We start from the raw sequence: 10070 nt of genomic DNA, 5'->3' as shown, positions 1-10070 counted from the left end.
CAACGCAGTCACCCTTCTGCAGCTTGGCAGGTGGGGCACCAGTGGCTGCTGCGTCCGCTCAATTTGTCGCGGCGAATGGGGGTGCCGCACACCCGGCAGGGTTGCCCCCCGCGTCGGTACACCCAAGCGGCATTGCCGTAGTTGCCATTGGTGCCGGTGAGATCGCGAAAATCGCTGAAGGTGGTTCCTCCGGCGCCGATGCTGGCCTGCAGCACCTCCACCAGTGCTCGATGCAAGCGCTCGAGCTGCGCTGGCTTGAGCGTATGGCTGGGGGTGTGAGGCGCGATGCGGCTGATGAATAACGACTCATCGGCATAAATATTGCCCACGCCGGCTACCAGCGCCTGATCCAGCAGCGCCGTTTTGATCGGTCGGTTTGAGCTGGCGAGCTTGCCGGCGAGGTGCCGGGGTGTGAACTCTGCGCTGAACGGTTCCGGGCCCAGCCGGCGCAAACCCGTCATCACCGAATCCAGCGGCTCGCCTGGGGGGACCCACCACATTTCTCCGAAGCTGCGCAGATCCACGAAGCGCAGTTCCTGGCCGGCTGGGTTCCAAATCCGCACGCGCGTGTGCCGGCAGGGTTCGGTTGGGCTCTCCATCCAAAGAAATTGGCCTGTCATGCGCAGATGCACACCCCAATGCCCTGCGGGTTCACCACCCCGCTCAAGGCTGGCCATCAGGTACTTGCCGCGCCGAAGCCACTGCCGCACTGTGCAGCCTTCAAGGGCGCTGCAGAACAGTTCGGGCAAGGGCGGGGAGGCCACAGCCCTGGCGCGAAGCACCTCCACGCGGGCCACCACAAAGCCGCTCACCTGTTGCTCGAGCCCGCGCCGCACCGTTTCCACTTCGGGCAGTTCTGGCACGTTCGGCTCTCGAGGCTGGAGCGCCACAGCCTGCCATGTGGGAAACACCTTTCACGCTCACCGGACACAAGAAAACCCCGGCTTTTGGGGCCGGGGCTTGGCGGAGGGAAACGCGAAGCTGTCTGTTCGAGAGCTCAGGCCTTCTCGAGCTCGCTCTCGGCGAAGTTGTTGGTGTTGATACCGCCTTCGGAGCCGCTCACGCCGTTGTAGTTCACTTTCTCGAAGCGCACCACGACGGGGTAGCGGATGCCGGAGGTGTCGATCGAGGCGACGGTGCCGACTTCGTTGAACCAGTAGGACTCAGGACGCTTGATGCGCACCTTGTCGCCGCGGGAGATGGCCATCGCTGCGCAGGGAAAGGGGTGGCTGTCAGACGGAATGTACCCGCGTCGGGCTGGTCTTCTCACTGGCCGTCACGAAACGTGGCACCATCGACCTTCCCTGAGCGCGTCCCAATGGCCGAGGCCCCGTCTTTCAGCCTCGATCTGCCGGATCCCGAGAGCGACAGCATCAGCTCCATGGAGTTCCTGGCCCGCATCGAGGAGGCCTGGGCCATCTGTGATCGCTTCGACCTGCAAACCGAGATCTGGCGGGGACGGATCCTGCGGGCGGTGCGGGATCGGGAGCGTCGCGGCGGCGAGGGCCGTGGGGCCGGCTTCTTGCAGTGGCTCAGGGAGCAGGAGATCAGCAAAACCAGGGCCTACGCCCTGATCCAGCTGGCGGAATCAGCCGACCAGATGCTCGGCGAGGGGGTGCTGGAGGAAACCAGCGTGAACAACTTCTCCAAGCGCGCCTTCATGGAAACGGCCCAGGCCGATCCAGAGGTGCAGCTGATGATCGGCGAAGCCGCCAACGACGGCCAGCAGATCACCCGGAAGCAGGTGCGGCAGCTCACCGATGAATTCACCGCCGCCACCAGCCCCCTGTTGCCGGAGGAAATCCGCCAACGCACCGCTGAAAACCTGCTGCCTCCCAGGGCCGTGGCGCCTCTTGTGAAGGAGCTGGCCAAGCTGCCGGATGAACAGCAGGAAGACCTGCGCAAGGTGCTCCGCGATGAGCCGGAGCTGGAGCGTGTGAAGGATGTGACCAGCACGGCGCGTTGGCTGAGCAAGGCCACCGAGGCCGGCCTTTCGGTGCGGGCCTTCCAGCAGGGTGAGCTCGATTTCGACAAGGCCATGCAGGAAGCGCTGCGCCTCGATGCGTTGGGCTTGCTGGCCGATGCGGTGGGACAGGCTCAGGCGCTTGAGGCTGCTGTGTTGAAGCTGCACACCAGCTGGCGGCGGCTCAATGGCCTGCAGGAGCGCCTGTGGGTGGAGAGCGGCAGCAGCACGCCCCATTTGCGGGAGTTGCTCACAGCCCTGCAGACTCTGAGCGGCAACACCATGCGCGTCTCGCTGGGTGAGTTGGCGGGCGGAAAGCGGGTGCGGTTGCAGCTCGTGGAGGAGGCGCCGGATCAGTTGGAGGCACCACCGATTCCAGTGATCGCCCAGGCCGGCTGAGGCCGGCGTGATGGCGGATCGGCTCGAGCAGGCGCTGCAGGATCACTTCGGCTGGAGCAGCTTCCGTCCCGGGCAGCGGCCGGTGGTGGAGGCGATGCTTGAGGGGCGCGACTGCTTGGCCGTGCTGCCTACGGGCGCGGGCAAATCCCTCTGCTATCAGCTGCCGGCCTTGGTGCGCGGAGGGTTGGTGCTGGTGATCTCGCCCTTGGTGGCCTTGATGGAAGATCAGGTGCAGCACCTACAGCGGCGGGGGATTCCGGCGGCCTGCCTGCACCGAGGCCTCGATCCGGCCCGCCGCCGCGACCTCATCGCCAGGGTGCGCAGCAACCGGCTGCGGCTGATCTATCTGGCGCCAGAGCGCCTCCAGGTGGAAGCCACCCGCCAGCTGCTGGAGGACATTCACGAGCAGGGGAAATTGGTGGGGGTGGCAATCGATGAGGCCCACTGCATCAGCGCCTGGGGCCACGATTTCCGCCCCGATTACCGCCGCCTGGGCCAGTTGCGTCGCCTCTGCCCGGGCGTGCCGTTGGTGGCCCTGAGCGCCACCGCCGCGCCGCGGGTGCGGGCGGATCTGATCCGCATGCTGGAGCTGCGGAGGCCGCTGATTCAGGTGCGTTCAGCGCGCCGCGACAACCTCGCCTATGCGATGCGGCGTCGCCCCTCCGATCCCATGCCCCAGGTGCTGGAGGCCCTGGCCGAGGCCCGTGGGGCCAAGCTGATCTATGCCCGCACGCGCCGCTCTGTGGAGAGCTGGGCGCGGCGGTTGTGCGACGCCGGCGTCGAGGCGATCGCCTATCACGCCGGCATGGATCCAGAGAGCCGGGCCCTGGCGCTGACCCATTTCCAGGAACATGCTGCGCCGGTGCTGGTGGCCACGGTGGCCTTCGGCATGGGGGTCGACCGCCCGGATGTGGGCCTGGTGCTGCACCTCGATCTGCCCGCCAGCCCTGAGGGTTATCTGCAGGAGTCGGGCCGGGCGGGCCGTGATGGGCTGCCGGCCCGCTGCCTGGTGCTGTTCGACCCCGACGACCGCACCAGCCTGGGCTGGGCTATTCGTGCTTCGGCTGAATCGGTGAGTGACCCCCAGGAGCGCCAGCGGGTGGAGCTGGCCCAGCAGCAGCTGCGGCGGATGGAGGCCGTGGCGGAGGGGCTTGCCTGCAGGGAGCAGGCGTTGCTTTTGGCTGTGGGGGAGTTGGTGCCGCCCTGCGGCCGCTGTGATCGCTGCAGCGAGCAGCAGGCCCTGATGGATTGGTCGGACCACGCCGCCGAGGTGTTGACTCTGCTGGAGCAACGGGGCGGGGTGGATCTGCGCAGCCTGGGGGAAGACCTGGCCCAGGCGGAGGGCGAGGAGGTGGAGCGCTGGCGCTGGTTGGCGCGCCAGTTGGTGCAGGAAGACCTGATCGCTGAGAGCGACGACGGCGCCCAGCGGCTTTGGCTGCGCCCCGCGGGTCGCCGTTTTCTGCGCCAGCCCTGGCCCCTCAGGCTGGCGGCCTGATCAGCCGCCCTTGGCGGTGCAGAGGTCGTTGATCAGCTTGTGCTCGAAATCGCTCTGGGGCGCATCCCAGGTTTTCCAGGTGCCCGATTGCCCTGTGGCGTTGAGCCGCTTGGCATTGCAATTGATGGCCAGGTAGAGGGGCTGGCCGTCGCTGTTGAGGCTGGGGGCCACATAGCTGCCGCCCATGGGCTGCCAGTTGGCCCAATCCACCTGGAGGGGGCCGTAGTTGCGCCAATCGGGTGAGGCCGGTTTGCCGGGCTTGCTGCTGGAGGCAGCCGCGGCTGGTTTGGCCGCTGATTTGGCCGCCACGGTTGTGGTGGCTGGTTTGGCTGCCGGCTTGGGCTCTGGTTTGGGTTCGGACTTGGCGGCTACGGGTGTGGCGGCCTCAGAGGCTGGCTTCGGTTCAGGTTTGGCGGCCACCGGTGCTGCGGCGGCGGTGGCCGCGGGCGTTGGCGCCGGCTTGGCCGCCACAGACTGGGCGGCAACTGGTTGGGCTGCGGGTTTGGCTGCGGGCTGAGGCGCAGGCTTGGCTGCCGGTTTCGCTGCAACGGTCTGGGGCTTCGATGCCGGTTTGGCGGCCGCGGGCTTGGCGGCTGGCTTGGCTGATCCCCGCAGCTTCAGGGTGCGGCCCACCTCCATCTGGTTGGGATTGCTGATCCCGTTGAGGGCGATCAGGTTCTGCATCGACACGCCGTAGCGATCGGCAATCACAGAGAGGGTTTCGCCGCTCTGCACCCTGTGCTGGGTGGCGTTCTTGTTCACGGCAGGCTTCGCCGCAGCAGCGGTCGTGCGGGTGATCGGCACCTGGATGCGGCTGCCAGCCCAGAGGTCCTGCGGGCCGCGCAGGTTGTTGAGCTCCATCAGGCGTTGCACGCTGGTGTTGTAGCGCTCGGCGATCTCGGAGAGGGTTTCGCCCGGTTTCACGGTGTAGTTGGCGTTCACCGTGGTGGTGCGCGTCCCACCACCTCCACCACTGGGTCGGGCCGCGGCTGCTCCGGGCACCTGGATGCGGCTACCGGCCCAGAGGTCCTGTGGGCTGCGCAGGTTGTTGAGCTGCATCAAGCGCTGCACGCTGGTGCCGTAGCGCTCGGCGATCTCGGAGAGGGTTTCGCCCGGCTTCACGGTGTAGTTGCCACTGCCACTGCCTCGGCTGGCGCTGCTTCCTGCCGCTCCGGGCACCTGGATGCGGCTGCCGGCCCAGAGGTCCTGCGGGCTGCGCAGGTTGTTGAGCTGCATCAGGCGCTGCACGCTGGTGCCGTAGCGCTCGGCAATTTCCGAGAGGGTTTCACCGGGCTTCACCACAACCTCTCCGGCCAGGCCCGGCAGGGGCAGCAACAGGGCCAGGGCGAGTGCGGCAGCGGAGCGGCGGCGCATGGGGCGTGGGCGTTCGGCTGGAGGCACCATACGGGCCTTGGCCGGTGACGCCAGCCCTCGTTTGATAAGGCCTGGTGATCAGGCCCGACCATCCATCTGGGGCAGGCAGGGACGTTGCTCAGCCCAGCAGTCGCCGCACCAGCGGCAGCTTGCCGGCGTAGGGCGGGTAGCGGAAGGGCACATCCAGGCGAAAGGGCCGGCGCAGCACGCTGCGTTCATGCGAGAAGGTGCGGAAGCCGGCTTCTCCGTGGTAGCTGCCCATGCCGCTGTTGCCCACGCCGCCAAAGGGCAGCTCCGGCACGCCCACCTGCATCACCACATCGTTGAAGCACACCCCGCCGGAGCTGGTGCGCTGCAGGATCTGCTCCTGGGCTGCGCGCTGTTTGCTGAACAGATACAGGGCGAGGGGTTTGGGGCGCTGGTTGATCCGCTCGATTGCTTCATCGAGGCCGTTCACGTTGAGCACCGGTAGCAGCGGGCCAAACAGCTCCTCCTGCATCAGGGGATCGTCGAGGCTGTCCACCTGGATCAGGGTGGGTGCGATACGCCGCTGCCCGGCATCACTCGCCCCGCCAAACAGCACCTGGCCATGCTGTCGTGCTCCCTCCAGGAGTTTGTGAAGACGATCGAATTGGGCCTGATTCACGAGGCTGCCCAGATCGGGCGAAGCCAGGGGCTCGCTGCCGAAGCACTGCTCAATCCGTTGGCTCAGCCGCTGCACCAGTGGGGCTTGCACCGCCTCATCCACCAGTAGGTAGTCGGGCGCGATGCAGGTTTGGCCTGCATTCAGGCATTTGCCCCACACCAGCCGCCGGGCACTCACCTCTAAATCCGCATCGCCCAGCACCACCGCAGGGCTCTTTCCCCCGAGCTCCAGCGTCACCGGAGTGAGGTGGCGGGCGGCGGCTTCCATCACCAGCCGCCCCACCAGTTCACCTCCGGTAAAAAAGATGTGATCGAAGCGCTCTTGCAGCAGCGCCTGAGCCACAGGGCCATCGCCCTGCACCACCTGCACCGTGCTGGCGGGGAAGGCGGCACCGATCAGCTCGGCGATCAGGGCGCTGGTGGAGGGGGCGTGCTCTGAGGGCTTGAGCACCACCGTGTTGCCCGCTGCCAGGGCGCTCACCAGGGGCTGGAGGCTCAGCAGGAAGGGGTAGTTCCAGGGGCCGATCACCAGCACGCAGCCCAGCGGCTCACGGATCACTTCGGCGCGGCCTGGCTGCATGAACACCGGCAGCCCCACGGTTCGTGGCGCCATCCAGCGGCGCAGACGGCTGCGCACCAACTGGATTTCCTGCTGCACGGCCACCAGCTCGAAGTAAGCCTCCACCGGTGGTTTGCCCAGATCGCTGGCGAGAGCGCCGAGCACCGCATCGCGCCGCTCGGCGATGGCCTGCTCCAAGCGCTCCAGCTGCTCCAGCCGCCAGGCGCGCGGTCGTGTTGTGCCCGCGCTCACGGGCTGCCGCATCGCGGCGATCGAGGTGGAGAGCAGCATGAAAGGCAGTGTGAGGGAGGGCTCAGCCCAACCATTCGTGCTCGGGATGCTGCCGCAGATGCTGGCGGGCCTGTTGCTGCACTGCCGCGATCAGAGCCTGCAGGGCCTGGTGATCGCTGAGGTCGCGCCGCACCAGGATCAGGTCGATGCCGCCTGGATGGCGCAACAAAGGCAACTCCAACAGCTCAGCAGCGGCTGCGGTTGCCGCGTGGCTGGGTCGGGTGATCACAGCGAGATCGAGCACGCGCTCCTGCAGCAGGAGATCCATCTGCATGGGATTGCTGTAGGGCTGCACCAGGGTGGGCTGCTGAGCGCCGCTCACTTCGGCGGCATGACCGCAGGCAAGCCAGCGGGGGGCGGCGGGAGCTGCCTGCAGGCGCATCCACTGCGACGATCGCCTGAGACCTTCCAGCAGCACCTGATTGGCGCTGGCCCGGTATTGGCCGTCGTTGTGTTTCCGAAATTCCAGGCCCAGCCGGCGGCTCACCTGGCGGTAGATGCGGGAAATCGAGCTCTGATCGCGCTGGGTGATCTGGGCCACAACGCTGGTGCTGGGGGTGATCTCCAGCAGATCGAGAACGGGTAAGCCGTCAAACAGGATGTCGGCCAAGGGAACCATCTCTGCCTATGCAGAATCTGCAAGCAGGGGGTGCTGCCGCTCAATCCCCAGTGGTGGGTAGAGCCTGATCCGTGCTTTCAGGACTGGGCTTTGCGGGGAAGAACAGCTGCAGTGAAGCCCCGCCTCGGGCGCTCGTGCCACAGCGCAGCGTGCCGTGATGGTTCTCCATAGTGGTGCGCACCACAAACAGGCCCAGCCCGCTGCCGCTGTTCTTGGTGGTTTGTAGGGGTGTGGCAACGAGTAACGCTGGCGGCAGACCGGGGCCGTTGTCGTCCACCGAGAGGCACCACTGATCGCCCTCAGCTGTGAGCCTCAGGCTGATCCAGGGATCCAACGCAGCCCCATCGCTGAGGGTTTCAGCGGCGTTGCGGAGCAGATTCACGATGGCGATCTGGATTTGAACGGCATCGCCATCGATCCAGGCGGGCTGCTGCTGGCGATCCAGCGCCGAGCTCTCCACCGTGAGGCGGCTCACCGGTCCACCGGAGCGGGTGTAGAGCAGGGCGCTCTGAGCGACTTCGCGTAGATCCAGCCGCTGATGGTCGGTCTGCACGTTGCGAAGCAGGGTGCGCATCGTTTCGATCGTGAGCACCACCCGGTCTGCTTCCCGGCGGATGCTCTGCAATTGGGCCTGCCAGGCTTCTGGCAGCTCAGGGCTGCCGGGTTTTTGGCTGCGCTCCAGGAGCAGCTGGCTGTTGAGCAGCAGCACGCTCAGGGGCTGATTGATCTCATGGGCCACGGCCGCGGCCTGCAGGCTGCTGCGCAGCTTGTCTTTGAGCAGGGCGAGGGTTTGGGCATCGCGGAAGCGCTCCCGCTCCTGCGCCTCCCGCAGGTTGGCGGTGAGAGTGTTGTAGCGCTCCACCAGCTCGCTGATGGCGCCATCGAGGGCGAGCAATTCTTCGCCGGCGCTGCCGCTGAGGCCGCTGGTGAAGTGGAGGCCTTCCCCGGCTGCCGGGTTGGGAGCTGCCAGGGCTTCACCCAGTTGCCGGGAGGCGCATTCCAGTTGGTGGAGTGGATCCAGCAGGGCTCGGATCTGGCGGCTGATCAGCACTACCGCACCGGCGAGCGCCGAGGCCGCAGCGAGCAGCGCCAGCACGCTGCTGCGTTCGGCCGCGGCGCTTGTGGGTCCAGTCGCCAGGGCCGTGAGCAACGTCCAATTCAGCCCCTCCTCCTGGCCCCAAGGGCTGGCCTGCAGCGTGTAAGCCTTGCCATCCACGCGAACGCGTTGAGGCGAGCTGGGGCCGCTGCTTTGCTGTCCTGCGGCCGCGAAAGCCTGGCCCAATCGCTGAATCAAGGGGTTGCGCAAGTCGCGCAGGTTGGAGCGCTGCACCGTGCCTTGCTTTCGCGCCAGGGTGAGCTCAGGCAGCGAGCAGGCCACGAGATCGCCGTTGGGTTCCACGATCACAGCGATGCCATCGCGGTCCTTCCACACCCCCTGCAGCCAAGTGCTCAGGTGGCTGAGCACCATGTCCACCCCCACCACGCCCTTGAGGCTGTGGTTCGGGCCGAACAGCGGCGCGTTGTAGGAGATGGAGAACACCTCGGGTTGGTCTTCCCAGGCGTAGATCGAGCTCCAGCTCGGCTTGCCGGCCTTGGCGGTGTCGACGTACCAGGCTTCTTCGTGGGTGGTCGTCATGCCGGGGATCCGCTCCAGCAGAGCGCCGAGCCTGCCGTCTGCGTTCATGGCATACACGGCCATCGAGCCGCGGCCGCTGCGAACTGTGTCTTCGTTGAGGAGCAGAGCGCCGGCTGCGGTGCGCTCCAGGCCCACAAACGATCCATCGGCATGGCCGATGTTGATGTAGTCCACCGGGAATACCTTCATCTGGGTTATGAAGCGCTCAGCGAGCGCCCCAAAGTCGCGTTCGCGGGTGGGATCGGCCTTCAGCCAGTTGAGGTTGAGCTCGTTGATCCAGATCGGGTAGCTGAGCTTGCTGGAGAGGCGAATGGAGAGATCCACCACCGAGGCGTTCTGGCGGTACACCTCACTGAGCTCGAGGCCACTGCGCTGTCCGAGGTTGTAGCTCAGGAGGCTGAAGCCACCGGTCACCAGCACCAGCTGCACCGTGCTCACGGCGGCCAGCCGGTTGGCGAGTCGTTTGGGCCGCTGGAAAACCCTGGCTAAGCGCCGGCTCAGCACTCAGCCTCCACCGCGCTGAGGCGACTCCTGAGCGCAGCCTGCCGCACCAGTTCAGAACCACTCACGCAGAGCTTCTGGGCGATGGCCTTGCGGTGGGTCTCCACCGTGGCCACGGAGAGTTCGGTGGCGCGGGCGATCTCTTTGTTGGTGAGGCCCTGGCCGATCAGGCCGTAGATCTCCTCCTGCCGCGGCGTGAGCGCCTCCGAGCTGTGGGGCAGGCAGCGCTCCAGCACCTGGGTGAGTTGCCCGAAGGCTGAGGTTTTGTCGACCACGCCCGCGATCAGGGGCTGCAGTGCAGCCGGACAGACAAAGCTGCTCGCCTGACCGGAGAGCACCACAATCTTGGCGTGGGGGCGAGCTGCGGCCAGGGCCTCGGCCACCGCCAGGCCATCACCATCGGGCAGGGCCAGATCAAGGATCAACAGGTCGGGCGCGTCGTCGCCGCTGCAGAGGGCGATGGCATCGGCCTGGCGCGTGGCCGTGGCCACCACCTCGAGGCCGGGCATGGCCTCCAGCATCGAGCGCAGCAACTGGAGGAACATCACCTGGTCCTCCACGATCAGGCAACGCAGTGCCTCAGGGATC

The 10070-nt window shown here is 66.8% G+C and carries 9 protein-coding genes; 2 read left to right on the top strand and 7 right to left on the bottom strand.

Annotated elements, in window-relative coordinates; all coding sequences use genetic code 11:
• Positions 1-8: 8 nt before the first annotated feature.
• Entirely contained in the window at positions 9-863 is an 855-nt protein-coding gene (locus tag ACIQ2E_RS08605) for a DNA-formamidopyrimidine glycosylase (RefSeq protein ID WP_398328991.1), read from the bottom strand.
• Between the two features lie 134 nt (positions 864-997).
• A complete protein-coding gene (locus ACIQ2E_RS08600) occupies positions 998-1207 on the bottom strand; it encodes a photosystem I reaction center subunit IV (RefSeq protein ID WP_010311442.1) in 210 nt (69 codons plus the stop codon).
• Positions 1208-1318: 111 nt separating this feature from the next.
• Between ACIQ2E_RS08600 and ACIQ2E_RS08595 the strand changes: the two genes are divergently transcribed.
• Both ACIQ2E_RS08595 and ACIQ2E_RS08590 read left to right on the top strand, forming a co-directional pair.
• Positions 1319-2362 carry a hypothetical protein gene (locus ACIQ2E_RS08595; RefSeq protein ID WP_398328987.1) on the top strand — a complete coding sequence of 348 codons (1044 nt, stop codon included), beginning with the start codon at positions 1319-1321 and terminating at the stop codon, positions 2360-2362.
• Positions 2363-2372: 10 nt separating this feature from the next.
• A complete protein-coding gene (locus ACIQ2E_RS08590; RefSeq protein WP_398328984.1) occupies positions 2373-3857 on the top strand; it encodes a RecQ family ATP-dependent DNA helicase in 1485 nt (494 codons plus the stop codon).
• On the opposite strand, the gene ACIQ2E_RS08585 is transcribed toward ACIQ2E_RS08590, so the two are convergent.
• From ACIQ2E_RS08585 to ACIQ2E_RS08565, 5 genes are all read right to left on the bottom strand, one after another.
• Positions 3858-5231 carry a LysM peptidoglycan-binding domain-containing protein gene (locus ACIQ2E_RS08585; protein ID WP_398328981.1) on the bottom strand — a complete coding sequence of 458 codons (1374 nt, stop codon included), beginning with the start codon at positions 5229-5231 and terminating at the stop codon, positions 3858-3860.
• Between the two features lie 118 nt (positions 5232-5349).
• Complete coding sequence (locus ACIQ2E_RS08580; RefSeq protein ID WP_398328978.1) at positions 5350-6726, bottom strand: aldehyde dehydrogenase family protein; 1377 nt, start codon at positions 6724-6726, stop codon at positions 5350-5352.
• Between the two features lie 22 nt (positions 6727-6748).
• Positions 6749-7345: a hypothetical protein gene (locus ACIQ2E_RS08575; protein WP_398328975.1), complete on the bottom strand. Its 597-nt coding sequence runs from the start codon at positions 7343-7345 to the stop codon at positions 6749-6751.
• Positions 7346-7385: 40 nt separating this feature from the next.
• Positions 7386-9485 carry an ATP-binding protein gene (locus ACIQ2E_RS08570; protein WP_398328972.1) on the bottom strand — a complete coding sequence of 700 codons (2100 nt, stop codon included), beginning with the start codon at positions 9483-9485 and terminating at the stop codon, positions 7386-7388.
• The coding region (locus ACIQ2E_RS08565; RefSeq protein WP_398328970.1) for a response regulator transcription factor at positions 9479-10070 on the bottom strand (592 nt) is incomplete at its 5' end. The genes ACIQ2E_RS08570 and ACIQ2E_RS08565, both read right to left, overlap by 7 nt.

Origin of the sequence: Vulcanococcus sp. (assembly GCF_044369115.1) — a bacterium.
Lineage (GTDB): Bacteria > Cyanobacteriota > Cyanobacteriia > PCC-6307 > Cyanobiaceae > Vulcanococcus.
Note: the sequence above shows the minus strand (reverse complement) of the source record. Positions and strands in the feature narration are given on the sequence as shown.